This window comes from Pseudomonas sp. RL_105y_Pfl2_101 (genome assembly GCF_963970585.1).
Taxonomy (GTDB): domain Bacteria; phylum Pseudomonadota; class Gammaproteobacteria; order Pseudomonadales; family Pseudomonadaceae; genus Aquipseudomonas.
On the sequence record NZ_CAXAPG010000002.1, the window covers coordinates 162,315 to 181,961 of the forward strand.

At 60.1% G+C, this 19,647-nt stretch carries 20 protein-coding genes; 15 read left to right on the forward strand and 5 right to left on the reverse strand.

Going from position 1 to position 19,647, the window contains the following annotated elements:
• Nucleotides 1-238: 238 nt before the first annotated feature.
• Complete coding sequence (locus AACY31_RS03410; RefSeq protein ID WP_339476021.1) at nucleotides 239-2,416, forward strand: hypothetical protein; 2,178 nt, start codon at nucleotides 239-241, stop codon at nucleotides 2,414-2,416.
• A gap of 287 nt (nucleotides 2,417-2,703) precedes the next feature.
• On the opposite strand, the gene AACY31_RS03415 is transcribed toward AACY31_RS03410, so the two are convergent.
• Nucleotides 2,704-3,009 (reverse strand): DUF2288 domain-containing protein, encoded by a 306-nt coding sequence (locus AACY31_RS03415; RefSeq protein ID WP_339476024.1) that lies wholly within the window; start codon nucleotides 3,007-3,009, stop codon nucleotides 2,704-2,706.
• A 339-nt stretch (nucleotides 3,010-3,348) separates the two neighbouring features.
• On the opposite strand from AACY31_RS03415, the gene AACY31_RS03420 reads away from it, so the two are divergent.
• The 9 genes from AACY31_RS03420 to AACY31_RS03460 all read left to right on the forward strand — a co-directional run bounded on the left by AACY31_RS03420 (nucleotide 3,349) and on the right by AACY31_RS03460 (nucleotide 11,047).
• A complete protein-coding gene (locus tag AACY31_RS03420) occupies nucleotides 3,349-4,476 on the forward strand; it encodes a branched-chain amino acid ABC transporter substrate-binding protein (RefSeq protein ID WP_339476026.1) in 1,128 nt (375 codons plus the stop codon).
• Nucleotides 4,477-4,706: 230 nt separating this feature from the next.
• Entirely contained in the window at nucleotides 4,707-5,630 is a 924-nt protein-coding gene (gene livH / locus AACY31_RS03425; RefSeq protein ID WP_339476029.1) for a high-affinity branched-chain amino acid ABC transporter permease LivH, read from the forward strand.
• On the forward strand, nucleotides 5,627-6,883 hold the full coding sequence (locus AACY31_RS03430) for a high-affinity branched-chain amino acid ABC transporter permease LivM (RefSeq protein WP_339476032.1): 1,257 nt from the start codon (nucleotides 5,627-5,629) through the stop codon (nucleotides 6,881-6,883). Before livH ends, AACY31_RS03430 begins: the two co-directional genes overlap by 4 nt.
• On the forward strand, nucleotides 6,880-7,647 hold the full coding sequence (gene livG / locus AACY31_RS03435; protein WP_339476035.1) for a high-affinity branched-chain amino acid ABC transporter ATP-binding protein LivG: 768 nt from the start codon (nucleotides 6,880-6,882) through the stop codon (nucleotides 7,645-7,647). The genes AACY31_RS03430 and livG overlap by 4 nt, the downstream gene beginning before the upstream one ends.
• On the forward strand, nucleotides 7,648-8,349 hold the full coding sequence (locus tag AACY31_RS03440) for an ABC transporter ATP-binding protein (RefSeq protein WP_339491523.1): 702 nt from the start codon (nucleotides 7,648-7,650) through the stop codon (nucleotides 8,347-8,349).
• Between the two features lie 269 nt (nucleotides 8,350-8,618).
• The gene (locus tag AACY31_RS03445; protein WP_014336888.1) at nucleotides 8,619-8,924 is read left to right on the forward strand and encodes a BufA1 family periplasmic bufferin-type metallophore; all 306 of its coding nucleotides are present in this window, start codon (nucleotides 8,619-8,621) and stop codon (nucleotides 8,922-8,924) included.
• 25 nt (nucleotides 8,925-8,949) lie between these two features.
• Nucleotides 8,950-9,819 (forward strand): MNIO family bufferin maturase, encoded by an 870-nt coding sequence (gene bufB, locus AACY31_RS03450; RefSeq protein ID WP_339476042.1) that lies wholly within the window; start codon nucleotides 8,950-8,952, stop codon nucleotides 9,817-9,819.
• Nucleotides 9,816-10,574: an HvfC/BufC N-terminal domain-containing protein gene (locus AACY31_RS03455; RefSeq protein ID WP_339476043.1), complete on the forward strand. Its 759-nt coding sequence runs from the start codon at nucleotides 9,816-9,818 to the stop codon at nucleotides 10,572-10,574. The genes bufB and AACY31_RS03455 overlap by 4 nt, the downstream gene beginning before the upstream one ends.
• Nucleotides 10,571-11,047: a DoxX family protein gene (locus AACY31_RS03460; RefSeq protein ID WP_339476046.1), complete on the forward strand. Its 477-nt coding sequence runs from the start codon at nucleotides 10,571-10,573 to the stop codon at nucleotides 11,045-11,047. Before AACY31_RS03455 ends, AACY31_RS03460 begins: the two co-directional genes overlap by 4 nt.
• A gap of 49 nt (nucleotides 11,048-11,096) precedes the next feature.
• Here the strand turns inward: AACY31_RS03460 and AACY31_RS03465 are convergent, their stop codons facing one another.
• Nucleotides 11,097-12,008, reverse strand: coding sequence for a LysR family transcriptional regulator (locus tag AACY31_RS03465; RefSeq protein ID WP_339503846.1), 912 nt, complete (start codon nucleotides 12,006-12,008; stop codon nucleotides 11,097-11,099).
• A gap of 104 nt (nucleotides 12,009-12,112) precedes the next feature.
• Here AACY31_RS03465 and AACY31_RS03470 point away from each other — a divergent pair, with 104 nt between their 5' ends.
• From AACY31_RS03470 to AACY31_RS03480, 3 genes are all read left to right on the forward strand, one after another.
• A complete protein-coding gene (locus AACY31_RS03470; protein WP_339476049.1) occupies nucleotides 12,113-12,712 on the forward strand; it encodes a short chain dehydrogenase in 600 nt (199 codons plus the stop codon).
• 213 nt (nucleotides 12,713-12,925) lie between these two features.
• Complete coding sequence (locus tag AACY31_RS03475) at nucleotides 12,926-13,600, forward strand: COG3650 family protein (protein WP_339503917.1); 675 nt, start codon at nucleotides 12,926-12,928, stop codon at nucleotides 13,598-13,600.
• Nucleotides 13,601-13,673: 73 nt separating this feature from the next.
• Nucleotides 13,674-15,287 (forward strand): NAD(P)/FAD-dependent oxidoreductase, encoded by a 1,614-nt coding sequence (locus AACY31_RS03480; protein ID WP_339476054.1) that lies wholly within the window; start codon nucleotides 13,674-13,676, stop codon nucleotides 15,285-15,287.
• Nucleotides 15,288-15,438: 151 nt separating this feature from the next.
• Here the strand turns inward: AACY31_RS03480 and AACY31_RS03485 are convergent, their stop codons facing one another.
• Nucleotides 15,439-16,533, reverse strand: coding sequence for a PLP-dependent cysteine synthase family protein (locus tag AACY31_RS03485; RefSeq protein ID WP_339503848.1), 1,095 nt, complete (start codon nucleotides 16,531-16,533; stop codon nucleotides 15,439-15,441).
• Between the two features lie 267 nt (nucleotides 16,534-16,800).
• Between AACY31_RS03485 and nhaA the strand changes: the two genes are divergently transcribed.
• Complete coding sequence (nhaA, locus tag AACY31_RS03490) at nucleotides 16,801-17,988, forward strand: Na+/H+ antiporter NhaA (protein ID WP_339491526.1); 1,188 nt, start codon at nucleotides 16,801-16,803, stop codon at nucleotides 17,986-17,988.
• A 137-nt stretch (nucleotides 17,989-18,125) separates the two neighbouring features.
• On the opposite strand, the gene AACY31_RS03495 is transcribed toward nhaA, so the two are convergent.
• The gene (locus AACY31_RS03495; RefSeq protein ID WP_024776354.1) at nucleotides 18,126-18,590 is read right to left on the reverse strand and encodes an outer membrane lipoprotein; all 465 of its coding nucleotides are present in this window, start codon (nucleotides 18,588-18,590) and stop codon (nucleotides 18,126-18,128) included.
• A 170-nt stretch (nucleotides 18,591-18,760) separates the two neighbouring features.
• Here AACY31_RS03495 and AACY31_RS03500 point away from each other — a divergent pair, with 170 nt between their 5' ends.
• Nucleotides 18,761-19,045 (forward strand): hypothetical protein, encoded by a 285-nt coding sequence (locus AACY31_RS03500; RefSeq protein WP_339476061.1) that lies wholly within the window; start codon nucleotides 18,761-18,763, stop codon nucleotides 19,043-19,045.
• Here the strand turns inward: AACY31_RS03500 and pdxH are convergent.
• Nucleotides 18,993-19,640, reverse strand: coding sequence for a pyridoxamine 5'-phosphate oxidase (pdxH, locus tag AACY31_RS03505; protein ID WP_339476063.1), 648 nt, complete (start codon nucleotides 19,638-19,640; stop codon nucleotides 18,993-18,995). The genes AACY31_RS03500 and pdxH overlap by 53 nt on opposite strands.
• Nucleotides 19,641-19,647 lie beyond the last annotated feature (7 nt).

Here is a 19,647-nt window from a genome sequence, read left to right on the forward strand (position 1 = left end):
CATTTCTTGATAACGGTCAATTCCCTGTAACAATTGCCATCATTTTGCCCATCCTTGATTAAAGATCGTCTCCCGGTGGCCGATTCAACCTATCAGGAAAGAATCTCTCGAGCGGCGCTCAGGCCATAGCCCTGAACGCTCGGGCCGACCTTCGCGCCATCCAAGGACGCGAGCTCCCATCCGCGATGGTTCGATGACAGCGCTCGTCGAACCAACCAGTTCAGGCATACGGCGCACAATGACTTCCAAAAAAACAGCCACTGCGGTATCCGATCTGACCCTGAGCCCGGCCGCCAACGGCCCTGAAGCCTCGAAACCACCGAGTAGCTCGCGTCCCCTGTCGACTCAGCAGTATCTGTATTTCACCGAAACCAACACCGATCGGATCCTCGACAACCTCGATGGCCTGCGCGACGCGGTGTTTCCGCGACCGCCCCATCTGGTAGAAGACGAGAACGATCGAGCCCAGCAGGAGTTCCCGTCGGTGTGCCTGATCGGTCTGGGACGCTGCGGCTCCAACATCGCCCTGGACGTGGCAGAACTGGTGTACAACGCCCGCAAGTTCTACCTCAACGAATTCAACGCTGAAGACAAGGGCTACAGCGACAAGGGCTACAGCCCCGCGCAGTGGATCCGCAACAACCTGCGCCTGGGCAGCAGCAAGGCCAGCAAACCGGTGTTCCTGGTGGAACCGCTGGTGATGCTCGGCGACTTGGACAAGGACATCGCCGGGCGTATCCGTTTCTCGCGCAAGGGCGAGAAAAGCGGCTTTTTACGCGACTACAGCAAAATGAAGATCATGGACCTCTCGGAGGTCCACGCCGGTGGCGCCGGTAACGCGCCGATCCTGGGCCAGTACCTGGCCAAGATCATCCTGAACAAGGACACCCAGCGATTCTCCAGCCCCGACTGGAAGATGATCCACTCGTACCTGATCGACAGCTGTGGCATCAAGGCCAACCAGTCGCGCCTGTACTTCTCGATCTTCAGTGCCGGCGGCGGTACCGGCTCGGGCATGGCCTCGGAGTTCGGCCTGGCCCAGCAATACTCGTACATGAACAAGACGTTCGACACCAAGCCGATGGACGAACACGACAGCAAGAGCGGTCACTCCTTCGTCTTCGAACCGATTTTCACCAGTGGCATCTGCGTGCTGCCGAACATTTCCGACCACCGCAGCGAAATGTCCGAGGCCTTGCACATCAACGCCGGACGCCTGCTGTGCAAATACCTGTCGGAAGAATGGGATTTCTCGTACAACTTCGCCAACGAAGACAGCAGCGAAGCCAGCGTGATGGGCCGTATCCGCCCCTGGAACGCGATGATGCTGATCTCCAACGACATCATGCGCTACGCCGAAGAGAGCGATGACGGCAATATCCAGAACATTGATGTCAATGCCATGGAGAAGCACGCCAACCAGTACATCTCCCAGCAGATCTTCAACATCCTGACGGCCCAGGCGGTCACCACCGACTACGACCAGAACTATTTCCGCCGTGCTGGCATCGACATTGGTGAAACCATTCGCCTGGACGCCAACGACCTGTTCATGAGCCTGGCCGGTCCGGTAGCGATTGCCTACGCCGAGTCCGTCGTCCCGGAAACCCCGGCGCCAAGCGGCGACAAGTTCAAGGTGTTCGAGAAAGAGCCTCCACGCCTGAACATCGACGACCTGTTTTTCCGCTCCATCGACCTGCCGCACTTCAACAAAGTCACCCAAGCCATCGAAGGCATCAGCCTGTTGCCGATCGAATCCAAGCGCTACCGGGCATCCCTTGAGCAGTACAAGAATTCCGGCTACGACGCCGCGGCCCTGCATGACCTGCACTTTTTCAAGAATTGCTCGTCGGTGGTCTCCATCGTCTCCCTGCCCAAGGACTACAAGCTGTCCTACATGGACCTGAATCGGCTCAAGACCCACCTCAACAGCCTGTTCCCCAACACCACCCTCAAACGTTACGCGTTGGTGATCGGCGCGTCGGCCAACCTGTCGCTCACCACCCTGATCGCCAAGAGCCCGTGCCTGTCGGATGATTTCCTGACCCTGATCGTGGCCTTCATCAAACGCTGCTTCGCCCGCAACCCGTACCGCTTCGACGACACCCTGGACAACTCGATCCTGGACTTCATCATCAATGAAGACTTCGACGAAGAACATATCGACGACCTGCTCAACGAATTCGAAAACCCGGCGAAGATCCTCGACACCAACTGGTACGCGATCAAGCCGATGTACGAGAAGAAGTATCGCGAGCTGATTAACGACAAGGACAAGTTCGTCTCGATCAACGACATCCGCCTGTCCCGCGACTGCGTAAAAAAGGCCATCAAATACCTGCGCGAAATCTACCGTCATCGCATTGGCAAGACCAAGGTTATTTCCCTTAATAACCATACGGGCAAGACTTATTGATGTGTGGTGCCCCAATCGCGAGCAGGCTCGCTCCCACATTTGATCGCAGTCTTTCTGAAAGAATGCGGTCCCCTTGTGGGAGCGAGCCTGCTCGCGATGACGGCCTCAGCCACACCGCGAAAACAACATTCAGAAACAATTAAGCAGCCCAAAGGCTGCTCCATAAACTGTTCCCGTTACGTATACGTCACCCTCCCCTGTGGCGTTTCGCCACGGCAGGACGCAATCACGCTACTCACCTACACACTTTCTTGCCCATCCGAACACGAACCAACTTGGTGCATCGATCAGTTCGACGCCCTTTCCTGGATCATAATCCAGGGCGAAACCACCACCGCCCAAAGTTGCGGATCGCGTTCCAGAAAATCCAGCGCCCGCGTTTCAGACAGCTTGGCGACCTGGTCGGCGGCCAGCCAGGCGGCGACTTTGGTACCTTCATCCTGGGCGACGGCTTCGGCGGCGGCGATCAAATCCAGGGCCGGATCGACCCACAATAGGGCACCCTTGGCAAAGAACGGCTCCAGCTCTTTCCAGGTGATCGATGCGGTTTCACCAAGCAATTTGGCATAGAGGGTGCTAGGTTCTTGATTCATGGGACCTGTCCGGAAAAGAAATCGGCGCGAATGATAACGTCGGTGGTCTGGTAGAAAAACCCGGTAGCAATTGCAGTACCGATTGAAAAGTGCAGGAAAGCCAAGGATTGCCGATTTGACCGGACGAACCCCGCCGCTATTCTGTCTTTTTCTTTCAATTACGCGACACCCTCAGGTTTTGCCCCCAAGCGCCAGCTTCCCTTGCCAACAATCGGCGCTCTACACTGTACCGGTACAGTTGCCGGGGGCATTTTCCGCGGGGGTATCGAAGATATCTGACCCGGTTCTGCTGCTACGGCGCCAGGGCTATAAAAACTACAACAGCATGAGTGGAGCACTATGACTAAGGCTACTAAGCAGATTTCCAAACTGTTTGCCGCTATGGTTCTGGCCGGGGTTGCCAGCCATTCGTTTGCCGCCGACACCATCAAGATCGGCATCGCCGGCCCAAAAACCGGCCCTGTAGCCCAATACGGCGACATGGAGTTCAGTGGCGCCAAAATGGCCATCGAACAAATCAACGCCAAGGGCGGCGTCAACGGCAAGCAACTCACCGCCGTTGAATACGATGACGCCTGTGATCCAAAACAAGCGGTCGCGATCGCGAACAAAGTCGTCAACGACGGCGTCAAGTTCGTGGTCGGCCACCTGTGCTCCAGCTCCACCCAGCCGGCTTCGGATATCTATGAAGACGAAGGCGTGATCATGATCACCCCGGCCGCTACCAGCCCGGACATCACCGCTCGCGGCTACAAAATGGTCTTCCGCACCATCGGCCTGGACAGCGCCCAAGGCCCTGCGGCCGGTAACTACATCGCCGACCACGTCAAGCCGAAAGTCGTTGCGGTCCTGCACGACAAGCAGCAGTACGGTGAAGGCATCGCCAGCGCCGTGAAGAAAACCCTCGAAGGCAAAGACGTCAAGGTTGCCGTCTTCGAAGGCGTGAATGCCGGCGACAAAGACTTTTCCTCGATAATCGCCAAGCTCAAGCAAGCCAACGTCGACTTCGTCTACTACGGCGGCTACCACCCTGAGCTGGGCCTGATCCTGCGTCAATCCCAGGAAAAAGGCCTGAAAGCCAAGTTCATGGGTCCGGAAGGCGTGGGTAACGACTCCATCTCGCAAATCGCCAAGGAGGCTTCCGAAGGCCTGCTGGTGACCCTGCCGAAATCCTTCGACCAGGATCCGGCCAACATGGCCCTGGCTGAAGCGTTCAAGGCCAAGAAAGAAGACCCGAGCGGTCCGTTCGTGTTCCCGTCCTACTCCGCTGTCCAGGTGATTGCCGGTGGTATCGCAGCCGCCAAGAGCGAAGACACAGCCAAAGTGGCTGAAGCCATCCACGCCGGCACCTTCAAGACGCCAACCGGCGACCTGAGCTTCGACGAGAAAGGCGACCTGAAGGACTTCAAGTTCGTGGTCTACGAGTGGCATTTCGGCAAACCTAAAACCGAAGCCTCGCCTCAGTAAGGCCTGGCCTGACTGACTGCCAATAAAGCCCACGGCGTGCCGTGGGCTTTGTTTTAAATGTATTGGGCCGCGCTGGCGTGATCCGCCAGTCTCCCCACCTGAAAATCTCAAAACCGTCATCAGCGGTTCGCTGGCAAACCTCGTGTTCGAAGTGGATGCAGATCTGCGGGACCCGGGCGGGAAAATGACTCCACCAGTGAAATGCGTATCAGGTTTTTAGGAGCGCTGTAATGCCTGACATCTATCACTTCTTCCAACAGCTGGTTAACGGCCTGACCGTTGGCAGCACGTATGCCCTGATCGCCATCGGCTATACGATGGTTTACGGCATCATTGGAATGATCAACTTCGCTCACGGCGAGGTGTACATGATCGGCTCCTACGTGGCGTTCATCGCCATCGCCGGGCTGGCCATGATGGGACTCGACAGTGTCCCGCTGTTGATGACCGCGGCTTTCATCGCGAGCATCGTGGTTACCAGTTCCTATGGCTACAGCATCGAACGGATCGCCTACCGCCCCTTGCGCGGCAGCAACCGTCTGATCCCGCTGATTTCCGCCATCGGCATGTCGATCTTCCTGCAGAACACTGTTCTGCTTTCGCAAGACTCCAAGGACAAATCCATTCCCAACCTGATTCCGGGTAACGTTACCTTCGGGCCAGGGGGGGCACAGGAAGTGCTGATTTCCTACATGCAAATCGTGGTGTTCGTGGTGACCCTGGTCGCCATGCTCGGCCTGACGCTGTTCATCTCCCGTTCCCGCCTGGGCCGCGCCTGCCGCGCCTGCGCCGAAGACATCAAGATGGCCAACCTGCTGGGCATCAACACCAACAACATCATTGCCCTGACCTTCGTCATCGGTGCGGCCCTGGCGGCCATCGCCGCGGTGCTGTTGAGCATGCAATATGGCGTGATCAACCCCAACGCCGGTTTCCTCGTGGGCCTGAAAGCCTTCACCGCCGCGGTTCTGGGCGGCATCGGCAGCATCCCCGGCGCGATGCTCGGCGGGCTGGTGCTGGGCGTGGCGGAAGCCTTTGGCGCCGACATCTTCGGCGACCAGTACAAGGACGTCGTGGCATTCGGCTTGTTGGTTCTGGTTCTGTTATTCCGGCCGACCGGCATCCTGGGCCGCCCGGAGGTTGAGAAAGTATGACTAGACATCTCAAATCGGCGCTCTTCAGCGCGCTGCTGGTCTGGGCCGTGGCCTACCCGGTACTCGGTCTTAAACTGACCATCGTCGGCATCAACCTGGAAGTACACGGCTCCAGCCCGGCCATCCTGGCGACCATCGCCGTGTGTTCGCTGCTGATGTTCCTGCGCGTGCTGTTCAGCACGCAGATCAGCGCCATGTGGAAGTCCTCGCCCGGCCTGCCGGCGATCCCGGCCAAGGCCAGCAATTTCCTGACCCTGCCGACCACCCAGCGCTGGATCATCCTGGCCCTGGTCGTCCTGGCACTGGTCTGGCCGTTCTTCGGCTCTCGCGGCGCGGTGGACATCGCCACACTGATCCTGATCTACGTGATGCTCGGCCTCGGCCTGAACATCGTGGTGGGCCTGGCTGGCCTGCTGGACTTGGGTTACGTCGGTTTCTACGCCGTCGGGGCCTACAGCTATGCGCTGCTGTCCCACTACTTCGGCCTGAGCTTCTGGATCTGCCTGCCAATCGCCGGGATGATGGCAGCCACCTTCGGGTTCCTGCTGGGCTTCCCAGTGCTGCGCTTGCGCGGTGACTACCTGGCGATCGTGACCTTGGGGTTCGGCGAGATCATCCGCCTGTTCCTGCGAAACCTCACCGGCATCACCGGTGGCCCGAACGGCATCAGCAACATCGAGAAGCCGACATTCTTCGGCTTGACCTTCGAGCGTAAAGCCGCCGAAGGCCTGCAGACCTTCCACGAGTACTTCGGCCTGCAATACAACTCGATCAACAAGGTGATTTTCCTTTACCTGGTTGCCCTGTTGCTGGCCCTGGCCGCGCTGTTCGTCATCAACCGCCTGCTGCGCATGCCCATCGGGCGCGCCTGGGAGGCGTTGCGTGAAGACGAAATCGCCTGTCGTGCCCTGGGTCTCAACCCAACCGTGATCAAATTGTCGGCCTTTACCCTCGGCGCTGCGTTCGCCGGTTTTGCCGGCAGTTTCTTCGCCGCCCGCCAGGGTCTGGTGACGCCGGAATCCTTCACCTTCATCGAGTCGGCGATCATCCTCGCCATCGTGGTGCTGGGCGGGATGGGCTCGCAGTTGGGCGTGATCCTGGCGGCCATCGTGATGATCCTGCTGCCCGAAATGATGCGTGAGTTCAGCGAATACCGCATGTTGATGTTCGGCGCTTTGATGGTGCTGATGATGATCTGGCGTCCTCAAGGTCTGCTGCCTATGCAACGCCCCCACATGGAGCTGCGCAAATGAGCCGCGAGATTCTGAAAGTCGAAAACTTGAGCATGCGCTTCGGCGGTCTGCTGGCGGTCAATGGTGTGGCCCTGACCGTGAAAGAAAAACAGGTAGTCGCCCTGATCGGGCCCAACGGCGCGGGCAAGACCACCGTGTTCAACTGCCTGACCGGCTTCTACCAACCTACCGGCGGCACTATCCTATTGGACGGCGAGCCGATCCAGGGCCTGCCCGGTCACCAGATCGCCCGCAAGGGTGTGGTGCGCACCTTCCAGAACGTGCGGCTGTTCAAGGACATGACGGCAGTCGAAAATCTGTTGATCGCCCAGCATCGTCACCTGAACACCAACTTCCTTGCCGGCCTGTTCAAGACCCCTGCGTTCCGCAAGAGCGAACGCGAGGCCATGGAGTTCGCCGAGTATTGGCTGGAGAAGGTCAACCTCAAGGAGTTCGCCAACCGTACCGCCGGGACGCTGGCCTACGGTCAACAACGGCGCCTGGAAATCGCCCGCTGCATGATGACCCGTCCGCGGATCCTCATGCTCGACGAACCGGCCGCCGGCCTGAACCCGAAGGAAACCGAAGACCTCAAAGCGCTGATCGGCGTGCTGCGCGAGGAGCACGACGTCACCGTGCTGCTGATCGAGCACGACATGAAGCTGGTCATGAGCATTTCCGACCACATCGTCGTGATCAACCAGGGCACACCGCTGGCCGATGGTTCACCGGAACAGATCCGAGACAATCCTGAAGTGATCAAAGCCTATCTGGGGGAAGCGTAAATGCTGCAATTCGAAAACGTTTCCACCTTCTACGGCAAGATCCAGGCCTTGCACAGCGTCAACGTCGAAGTCCGCCAGGGCGAAATCGTGACGCTGATTGGTGCCAACGGCGCCGGCAAATCCACCCTGCTGATGACGCTCTGCGGTTCGCCCCAGGCCCACAGCGGCAGCATCCGCTACATGGGTGAGGATCTGGTGGGCCAGGACTCATCACGGATCATGCGCAAGAGCATCGCGGTGGTGCCGGAAGGTCGTCGGGTATTTGCCCGGCTGACCGTGGAAGAAAACCTCGCCATGGGCGGATTCTTCACCGACAAGGGCGATTTTCAGGAACAAATGGACAAGGTCCTGCACCTTTTCCCACGCCTGAAAGAGCGCTTTAGCCAGCGCGGCGGCACCATGTCCGGCGGTGAACAGCAAATGCTCGCCATCGGCCGTGCACTGATGAGCAAGCCCAAGCTGCTGCTGCTCGACGAGCCTTCCCTGGGCCTGGCACCGATCATCATCCAGCAGATCTTCGACATCATCGAACAACTGCGCAAGGATGGCGTGACGGTGTTCCTGGTGGAGCAGAACGCCAACCAGGCGCTGAAAATCGCCGACCGGGCGTACGTGCTGGAGAATGGTCGCGTGGTGATGCAAGGTACCGGTGAAGCCCTGCTGACCGATCCGAAAGTGCGCGAGGCGTACCTGGGCGGTTGAATCCGTTGCGATGAAAGAAACGGCCTTCGGGCCGTTTTTTTTGTGGGAGCAAGGCTTGCCCGCGCTGAAGGCGATGCGTTTTTTCAGCAATCGAGGCGCCTGTTTCACGAGCAAGCTTTGCTCCCACACCGTCAACTCTCAACTCATTGGGTTTCGGGGGTAAACAAAAAAAATCGAGGCCCCGCTGTAACACTCGTCCACCTCCCCTCTCTAGTTCAGTAGACCGGCGCTAACGCCGGTTCATTTCCCTGAATGACTGGAGAATCATCATGACTGCTTCGACCCGCACCCTGTCCGCCACCGCCCTGATCCTGGCCCTGGGTTCCGCCCTGAGCATGACAGCCGTCTCGACCGTCCACGCAGCCGACGACACCATGGAAAAATGCTTCGGCGTTGCCCTCAAAGGCAAGAACGACTGCGCCGCCGGCGCCGGCACCACCTGCGCCGGTACGGCAAAAATGGACTATCAGGGCAACGCCTGGAAATCGGTACCCAAAGGCACTTGCACCACCATGGAAAGCAAAACCTCCCCGACTGGTTTCGGCCAACTCGAAGCCTTCAAAGCCAAGTCTTGATCGCATCTGCCTGAGGCCCGTCACCATGTTGACTACCCCTACCCTCGCCACAGATAACCGGCTGCCGCCAAGGGCAGGGTTGGGGCTCAAGAGCGAGCATTTTCGTGAGGTGCTCCAGACCCGACCGGACCTGGGCTTTTTCGAAGTGCACGCGGAAAACTACATGGTGGCCGGTGGGCCGCTTCATCACTTCCTGGGGCGGATACGCGAACAGTACCCGCTGTCGCTGCACGGCGTCGGCCTGTCTATCGGTGGGGAGGGGCCCCTGGATGTCGCGCATTTGCAGCGCCTGGCCGCATTGATCGAACGCTATCAGCCCCAATCCTTTTCCGAACACCTGGCCTGGTCCAGCCACGGCCCGATGTTTCTCAACGACCTGCTCCCCCTGGCCTACGACGAAGCGACCCTCGACCGTGTCTGCGAACACGTCGACCAGGTGCAGTCGAGCCTCAAACGTACGCTGTTGCTGGAAAACCCGGCGACCTATCTGGCGTTCGAAGCCTCGACACTCGACGAGCCACACTTCATTAGCGAAGTCATTCGTCGCACCGGCTGCGGCCTGCTGTTGGATGTGAACAATGTCTACGTTTCGTGCGTCAACCACTGCCGCGATCCGCAGGCCTACCTCGATGCCCTCCCCCTGCAAGCGACCGGTGAAATCCACCTGGCCGGCTTTGCCGAAGACACCGACAGCCTTGGCGAGCGTCTGTTGATAGACGACCACGGCGCGCCAATCGACAACGCAGTCTGGCAACTGTACCTCAAGGTTCTGGAGCAGATCGGGCCGGTAGCCACCTTGATCGAGCGCGACAACCACATCCCCCCATGGGAGGTGCTGTTGGCCGAAGCGCGTCAGGCCGATCAACTTTTAAATACCGCAGGAGTCCGGTCATGAGCGGGCAGCGCGCATTCGCCGCCGCCCTGCTCGACCCGCGCAAGGCGTGCCCCTGCGGCCTGATCAGCGCCAACGGCGCCGACCCACAGAGCCGCTTCGCGGTGTACCGCAACAACGTGCTCAGCTCATTGATCAACGCCCTGGCCGACAATTACCCGGTGGTGGCGCAACTGGTGGGCGAGGATTTTTTCCGAGGCATGGCTGGGGTCTACGTCCAGTCGGCGCCACCGCGAAGCCCGGTGATGAGCGACTACGGGGATGATTTTGCCGGGTTCATCGAACGCTTCGAACCCGCCGCCTGCGTACCGTACCTGGCAGATGTCGCCCGACTGGAGCGACTGCAGGTGCAAGCCTGGCATGCCGCCGACGCCGAGCCCATGGCCGGAGAACGGATCATCGAGGCGCTGTCGTCCCCCACACAGCCAAGGCATCTGAAGATCGGCCTGCACCCGTCACTGCGGCTGCTGCAATCGCCCTTCGCCGTGGTGACGATCTGGGCCGCCCATCAGCACGAGACGCCCGTGCCGTTCGAGGCGTTTGTTGCACAAAACGCCTTGGTGCTGCGCAACGACCTCGACGTCCAAGTGTTCGCGATCGATCACGCGGCCCATGAGTTCATCACCGCCCTGCAACAAGGGCTGTCCCTGACCACTGCCATTGAAGCCTCAATCGACCTCGACCTGGAACAGACCCTGGCGGGGCTCATTCGCCACAGAGCTATCACTCATCTCCTAGCTGAACAGGTGTCCCCATGAACGCCCTGATTGCCGGTTCCATTCAATGGCTGGAGAAAATCCCCCACAGTCTGATCGCCTTCATCGCGCGATTCTCGATTGCCGCGGTGTTTTGGAAATCCGGCCAGACCAAAATCGAAGGCCTGGCCATCGACCTGTTCGACGGCACCTTCCAGATCGGTCTGCCACGGCTGGCGGACTCGACCATTCCCCTGTTCAAAAGCGAATATGCCCTGCCGTTGCTGTCGCCGGAACTGGCTGCGTACCTGGCGGCCTCTGCCGAGCATGTGTTCCCGGTCCTGATCCTGCTTGGCCTGGCGACACGCTTTTCAGCGCTGGCCTTGCTGGGCATGACGGTGACCATCCAGTTGTTCGTCTACCCGGGCGCCTACCCGACCCACGGCACGTGGGCGGCGGTATTGCTCTACCTGATGGCCCGTGGGCCTGGGGTGTTGTCAATCGATCACCTGATTGCCAAGCGTTACGCCCGCTGATTGCGACTAGAAACTCCCACAAGGGCTATCCAATGGGTTGAGCCCCTTGTTACTTGAGCCGATCCAACGCCTCACCACTGCGCTTGAACCAGTCGATCAAATAGTCAGCCAGCACTTGGGTGCGCTTGGGCAGTCCACCCTGGTACGGGTGCACCAGGTACATCGGCATGCGCCGGGTCTGGTAGTCGCGCAGCAACCAGTGCAGGCGTCCGTCGGCCAACTCTTCATGCAGCAGGTACGACGGCAGCCGGGCGATCCCGGCGCCGGCCAGGGCAGCTTTTTTCAACAGGCTGTAGTGATTACTGGCGAACGGCCCCGACACTCGGACCCGTAGCAGTTCGTGTTGCTGGTGGTAAAGCCATTCTTCCCGGCCGCTGTAGTGGCTGTTGAGCAGGCAACGGTGCTCGGCCAGGGCCAGGGGCGTCTCGGGTTCGCCATAGCGCTCAAGGTAGGCCTGGCTGGCGCAGGTCATTTCGTGCCACGCCAGCAACGGCCGGGCCACCAGCCGCTCATCGATGGTGGCATCGGAGCGTATCGCCAGGTCGAAGCCATCGCGGGTCAGGTCTCGGTAACCGTTGTTGAGCTCGAGTTCAATCTGCACGTTGGGATACCTGCCAGCGAACTCCATCAGCAAGCCTTCGAAGAAAGTTTCGCCCAACGAAACCGGAACCGTCATACGCACCGGTCCGGAAATATCGTCCTTCAACCGGGCCAAAGCCTGACGTGCCCTTTGCACCTGCACCAGCAGCGCCTGGGCCTGGGGCAGCAACGCCGCCCCCGCCGCCGAGAGGCTCAGGCGCCGCGTAGTGCGTTGCAGCAACACCACCGAAAACCGCCTCTCCAACAGACTGATGCGCTTGGACAACTGGCCCTTGCTGCACCCCAACTGCTGGGCCGCCAAGGTGAAACTGCCAGCCTCCATCAACACGGCAAACGCCGCCAGGTCATCCATTTCGCTCATTGGATTGTTTCCAATTGAAAACCAAAGGTTGCCTATTAGCATGATTATCAGCACAAAGAACCTCTCTAGACTGAAAACTCATTCAATCCTTTGAGGAACAGCTCATGAAAATCCTGTTGATCGGCGCCAACGGCACCCTCGGTTCGGCCATCGATCACGAACTATCACCGCGCCACGAAATCGTGCGGATCGGCCGCCACAGCGGTGAACTGCAGGTGGATATCAGCGACAGCGCCTCAATTCGCGCGCTGTTCGCAAAGACCGGCCCTTTTGATGCCCTGGTTTGCGCCGCCGGCAACGTCACCTTTACGCCCCTGGACGACATGACCGAAGACAGCTTTGCCCTGGGTTTGAAAGACAAGCTGATGGGCCAGGTCAACCTGCTGCTGATCGGTCGCGAATTCGCCAACGACGGTGCGTCCTTCACCTTCACCACCGGCGTCCTCAGCCACGATCCGATCAAAAGTGCTGCTTCAGCGGCCCTGGTCAACGGCGCCCTGGACAGTTTCGTGCGCGCCGCAGCAATCGAATTGCCACGGGGCTTGCGGGTCAACTCGGTGAGCCCGAACGTGTTGCTGGAAGCCATGGACACATACGCCCCATACTTTCGCGGCTACAAACCCGTCCCGGCCGCCGATGTCGCATTGGCCTACGCCAAGAGTGTCGAAGGCCTGCAAACCGGTCAGACCTTTCACGTGGGCTAACCGACGCCCTACCCGTAGGAGCTGCCGCAGGCTGCGATCTTTTGATCTTTTGATCTTTTGATCTTTGGTCTTTCACTCAAGACTCAATTGCCAGGGGAAAGATCGCAGCCTCGTTGCACTCGACAGCTCCTACACAGCTCCCACGCAACTTCTATGGGTTGTGGTGTGGGATCAGTCTGAGTAACGTGGCGGCACTTGTCTGGAGACCCAATGATGCGTGCCGCCCGCTCCCTGCTGTTTGTCGCCCTCCTGCCGCTGTTCAGCGGCTGCCAATTGCTCGATGCCCCTCGTCAGAGCGCCTCCCACGCCGGCCAGACGCGCATGCAGGGCGAGCTGACGGCAGCCGATGGCAAGCTGGTGTTCCAGCCGTGCCAGGAACAGCGCCGCTACATCGTCAACGACAGCGGTGGCACCAGCGTGCTGCAGCAGGCCGCCGGTCTGGCCGATGACCAGGGCAAACTGTTTGCCGATGTGCGCGGCCCTATCGTCTCCAGCACAGTGGCTGGCACCGACAGCCAGTTGGACCTGGAGCAGTTGTATCGCCTGGAGCGCTCGGGCAGCGCTTGCGAGGACGTTAATTTCAAACGATTGGTCTTGCGTGCCGCCGGTCACGGCCCGGAATGGAACCTCAAGGCCAGCGGCAAGGGCATGGTGCTTGAGCGTGAAGGCGAACCGACGCTGGCGGTGCCTTACCTTGAAGAACAACTGGGCGATGGCCGCTTCAATCTCAGCACCGAAGCCAACGGCCAGAAGGTCGAGCTCTGGGTGGCCGCTCAGCGCTGCGTCGACAGCGTCAACGGCAGTGTGCAGCACATGAGCGCCGAACTGCGGGTCAATGGCCAGGTCCAGCGTGGCTGCGCCTACTTCGGTGGCGCACGCAACGACTGATTCGCCGGTTTTGGCTTATAATCGCCGGTTCACGCCCTGGTGCAGTTGTGCATCCCGCGAACCGGATCCCACCATGTTACGAATCACCGAACTCAAGCTGCCGATCGACCACCCAGAAGAAGACCTGCGCCCCGCCATCGTGCAGCGCCTGGGCATCGCCAGCGATGACCTGCTCGACTTCACCTTGTTCAAGCGCAGCTACGACGCGCGCAAGAAATCCTCCGAACTGTGCTTCATCTACACCATCGATCTGACGGTACGCGACGAAGCCAGCCTGCTGCGCAAGTTCGCCGATGACCGTAACGTCAACGAGGCGCCGGATGTCAGCTATAAAGTGGTGGGCCAGGCACCGGCTGACCTGAGCGAGCGGCCGATCGTGGTCGGCTTCGGCCCGTGCGGGATCTTCGCCGCCCTATTGCTGGCGCAGATGGGCTTCAAGCCGATCATCCTCGAGCGTGGCCCGCAAGTGCGCCAGCGCACCAAGGACACCTGGGGCCTGTGGCGCAAAAGCGTGCTCAACCCCGAATCCAACGTGCAATTTGGTGAAGGCGGCGCCGGGACGTTTTCCGACGGCAAGCTCTACAGCCAGATCAAGGATCCGAAATTCCTTGGTCGCAAGGTTCTGCACGAATTCGTCAAGGCCGGTGCGCCGGAAGAAATCCTCTATGTCAGCAAGCCGCACATCGGCACGTTCCGTCTGACAGGTGTGGTGGAAACCATGCGTGAGCAGATTCGCGCCCTGGGCGGCGAAGTGCGCTTCCAGCAGCGGGTCACCGATGTGCTGATCGAGGACGGCCAACTGCTCGGCGTCGAACTGGCCAGCGGCGAACAGATTCATTCGAAACATGTGATCCTGGCTCTGGGCCACAGTGCCCGGGACACCTTCCGCATGCTCCACAGCCACGGCGTGTACATGGAAGCCAAGCCGTTCTCGGTGGGTTTCCGTATCGAACACCCGCAATCGCTGATCGACAGCGCGCGCCTGGGCAAGTATGCCGGCCACCCGAAACTTGGGGCCGCCGACTACAAGCTGGTGCACCACGCCAAGAATGGTCGTTCGGTGTACAGCTTCTGCATGTGCCCGGGCGGCACCGTGGTGGCCGCGACGTCCGAGCCGAACCGCGTCGTGACCAACGGCATGAGCCAGTATTCGCGCAACGAGCGTAACGCCAACTCCGGCATCGTCGTCGGCATTACCCCGGAAGTGGATTATCCGGGTGGCCCGCTGGCCGGGATCGAGTTGCAGGAGCGCCTGGAATCCCACGCTTACGTACTCGGCGGCAGCAATTACGAGGCCCCGGCGCAACTGGTGGGTGATTTCATCGCTGGCAAGCCGTCTACAGCACTGGGCAGCGTCGAACCGTCCTACAAGCCAGGGGTGTCCCTGGGTGACTTGGCCCTGGCTCTGCCGGATTTCGCCATCGAAGCCATCCGCGAAGCCTTGCCGGCGTTCGAGAAACAGATTCGCGGTTACTCGCTGCACGACGCCGTGCTGACCGGCATCGAAACCCGCACCTCATCGCCCCTGCGCATTACCCGCAACGAATCGCTGCAGAGCCTGAACGTCAAGGGCCTGTTCCCGGCCGGAGAAGGCGCCGGTTATGCTGGCGGGATCCTGTCGGCGGGCGTGGACGGGATCCGGATTGCCGAGGCGGTGGCGCGGGATATCCTCGGCCTCGAGGCCTGACACCTCCCCACTGTGGGAGAGCCTTTGTGGGAGCTGGGCTTGCCCGCGATGCAAGCAACTCGGTCTATCAGGTGAACCGAGGTGATGCTATCGCGGGCAAGCCAGCTCCCACACAAGCCCGCTCCCACAAAAAACCTCAGTGTCTTCGGGGTCAGATATTGGCCCGCAACACACTCTCCGGCAGCGCCTCGCCCCGTTCCACACACGCCGCCACGATGTCCATCAGCCCACTCAGCTCATACCCCTGGGCCTTGAGCCACGCTGGGTCGTAATAGGTCGTGGCGTAGCGCTCACCACCATCACACAAAATCGCCACGATCGACCCCGACTCTCCCGCATCCACCATCTGCCGGGCCGCCATGAGTGCGCCGATCAGATTGGTACCGGTGGACCCGCCGACCCGTCGTCCCAAGCGTAGGGCCAGGTAATGCATGGCCGCCAATGACAAGGCGTCCGGGACCTTGACCATCGCATCGATGACTTTCGGCAAGAACGACGCTTCGACCCGTGGCCGGCCGATGCCTTCGATGCGTGAACCGCAATCCAGGCGCAGGCTGGCATCGCCGCTGCGGTAATAGTCGAAGAACACCGAACGCTCGGCGTCAGCACACAGCACGCGGGTACCGTGCTGGCGATAACGCACGTAGCGCCCCAGGGTGGCGGTGGTGCCGCCAGTGCCGGGGCTTGAAATCAACCAGCTCGGCTCCGGGTGCCGCTCGAAGCGCATCTGCTGGAAGATCGACTCGGCAATATTGTTGTTGGCCCGCCAGTCCGTGGCGCGCTCGGCATAGGTGAATTGGTCGATGAAATGCCCATCATGCTCGCGGGCCAGGCGTTCGGACTCGGCGTATATCTGCGTGGGATCGTCCACCAGATGACTCTGGCCGCCATAGAAAGCGATCTGTGCGATTTTTTCCCGGGAGGTGGTCGCCGGCATCACTGCAATGAACGGCAAGCCCAGCAACCTGGCGAAATAAGCCTCGGAAATCGCCGTCGAGCCGCTGGAAGCCTCGATCACCGGCGCACCGGGCTTGAGCCAACCGTTACACAACGCGTAGAGAAACAGCGAACGAGCCAGTCGGTGCTTGAGGCTGCCGGTGGGATGGCTGGACTCATCCTTGAAATACAGTTCGATGCCCGGCAGGCCAGGCAGCGGCAGCGGAATCAGGTGGGTATCGGCGCTGCGCTGGAAGTCAGCCTCGATGATGCGGATCGCTTCGCGCACCCACTGGCGATGGTCATTCATGGTGTTTTCTCACTGGCTCGGTTCGACGCGGGGAAACCTGATGGTCATGCAGGTGCAACTTGGTCTCGGAAAACCAGTCGCAAGCTTAGGAAAAAACCGACATCGCGCACAGGTACAGCTAAGGTCCAATATGGCCCATAACTGCCCGACTGCGTGGAGCAGGCGTTGTAACGATATATAACAAAAAAGAATATAACTTTTGTTTTAACAACTAACAGTACGAGTTAGGGTGTGCCATCTTTTTGATTCAATGAATGGAGAGCGATCGTGGCTCTACGCAATTCTCTGACCCGTTTTTTCCAACTGGAGGCTGCCAGTGGCCTACTGCTGATCGCCGCCGCCCTGCTGGCCCTGGCCATCAATAATTCGCCGCTGTCCTGGCTGTATAACGGCCTGCTGGACACCCCGGTGGTCGCCCAGGTCGGCGCGTTGAAGATCGCCAAGCCCTTGTTGCTGTGGATCAACGACGGCCTGATGGCGATGTTCTTCCTGCTCATCGGCCTCGAAGTCAAGCGAGAGGTCCTCGGCGGGCAACTGTCGAAACCGTCGCAAATCGTCTTGCCGGGTGCGGCGGCGATTGGCGGCATGGTGGTGCCGGCGCTGATCTACTGGTTCCTCAACCGCGACAATCCCCCCGCCCTCTCCGGCTGGGCTATTCCGACGGCCACCGACATCGCGTTCGCCCTCGGCGTGCTGGCCTTGCTCGGCAAGCGGGTACCGGTGTCGCTCAAGCTGTTCCTGATGACCCTGGCGATCATCGACGACCTGGGCGCCATTATCATCATCGCGATCTTTTACTCCGGCGCCCTGTCCACCCTGTCGCTCATACTGGCGGCAACCTGCATCGCCACGCTGGTGGCGTTGAATCGGATGGGCGTGGTCAAGCTAGGGCCCTACATGCTTGTCGGCTTGATTCTGTGGGTCTGCGTGCTCAAGAGCGGTGTCCATGCCACCCTAGCCGGGGTGACCCTGGCGTTCTGCATCCCGCTGCGCACGAAAAACGCCGAGACTTCGCCGCTGCTGAGTCTGGAACATGCGCTGCATCCCTGGGTGGCCTATGGCATCCTGCCGCTGTTCGCCTTCGCCAACGCAGGCCTATCCCTGAGCGGCGTCACCGTCGAAAGCTTCACCCATCATGTGCCAATGGGCATTGCCATTGGCCTGTTGCTGGGCAAGACCGTCGGCGTCTTCGGCCTGACCTGGCTGGCCGTGAAAATCGGCATCGCCAGCCTGCCCCTAGGCGCCAACTGGGGCCAGGTATTGGGTGTGGCGATCCTGTGCGGTATCGGGTTCACCATGAGCCTGTTCGTCGGGTCCCTGGCGTTCGAGCCAGGCGTAAGTGACTACGCCGGTATGGACCGGATGGGGATTCTCACTGGTTCGATCCTGGCGGCGTTGCTCGGTTATGCGGTGACGGCGGCGGCCAGTCGCAAGCAGCCTGCATTGCCTGGCTGACTCCTGGCTGCCAGGAGGGGTGTGCATATCCGTTGCTGCGGTAACGGATATACACCCCGTCCCCCGAAACGAAGCCATAAAAAACGGCGCGTTCCCATTCAGGAACAAGCGCCGTTTTTTCTCTTACCTAACCAAGCTTAGTGCGATACGCGACTCGTACCACCCACAGTGGAAATACGAACCCGCTCACCCACACGGAACACCTCGTTCTCCTGAACCTGCTGCACATAGGCACGCATGCTACCGTCATCTTCACGAACGGTGATTTCCACGCCCTGGGTACGGGTCAGACCTTCTTCAGTAGCAGAACCAATCAGGCCACCAGCTACCGCGCCGATCACAGCAGCGACAATGCTGCCACGGCCACCACCGATGGCACTGCCGCCGACACCACCCACCACCGCACCGGCTGCACCGCCGATCGGGGTCTTGGTGCCTTCGATCTTGACCGGACGCAAGGATTCGATGGTCCCCATGCGAATCGTCTGCACGCGACGCGCTTCGTCACGGGAGTAGGAGTCACCGGTCAGGCTCGACTGACAACCAGTGAGCAACATCGCCATCGTGGAAAAGGAAGCAACCAGCAAAACAGACTTACGCATAGCATCAACTCCAGAAGACAGGGATTCATTAAACTCCGCAGCTTGACGCCTGTCACGGCCTCGCCGGGATAAAATTGTTTTCATACAGGTGGGATACAGGTGCACCCGAAAAATTCACCAAACAGTAGCGCCAATTTCCGAAACCTGCGTCATCAACCCGGGGATCTTTCATGGATTATTTCATCATCGTCGCGGTCACCGTGGCCGGTTTGTACTTCCACTGGTGGCTGTACGTACGAATCAAACACTGGATGGACCGCGACCTGGCGCTGTCCCTGGCGGGGCAGGATGAGCAGAAGAAGACCTACATGCTGCAACAATTGACCCGCGCCCGGGAGCAAGGGGTCAAGCGCCGGGACTTGCCGCAATGGCTTAAAACCGCTGCGGCAGGTTACCCCGAAGCTAAGGCGCCAGACGCTCGCACGTCCAGTTCGCCCCCTGCAGGCGGTAGTTGAGGCGATCGTGCAGGCGGCTCGGACGACCCTGCCAGAACTCGATGCGCTCGGGCAGCAAACGATAACCACCCCAATGTTCCGGGCAATGCGGTTGGCTGTCACTGAAACGTTGCTCGGTGGCCTTGAGCAGGTCGTCCAGCTCACCACGCCCTGCAATTACCCGGCTCTGGGGTGAAGCCCAGGCGCCGAGACGGCTACCTAGCGGGCGAACCTGATAATAGGCGTCCGACTCCTGCGCGGTGACCTTCACCACTTTGCCCTCGATGCGCACCTGACGCTCCAGGGCTGGCCAGAAAAACGTCATGGCCGCGAATGGATTCGCGGCCAGTTGCTGGCCCTTGGCACTGTCGTAGTTGGTGAAGAACGTGAAGCCCAGGGTGTCCAGGCCCTTGAGCAGCAGGATTCGGCAGTGCGGGCGCCCTTGAGCATCCACCGTTGCCAGGGTCATGGCGTTGGCCTCCACCGGGACCTGCTCGGTTTTCACCGCGTCGGCAAACCATTGGTGGAACAGTGCAAACGGCTCGGCCGGGGCTTGTGCCTCGGTCAAGCCATCGCGGGTGTAGTCGCGGCGCATATCTGCCAGCGGTTGGGTCATGGCGCGT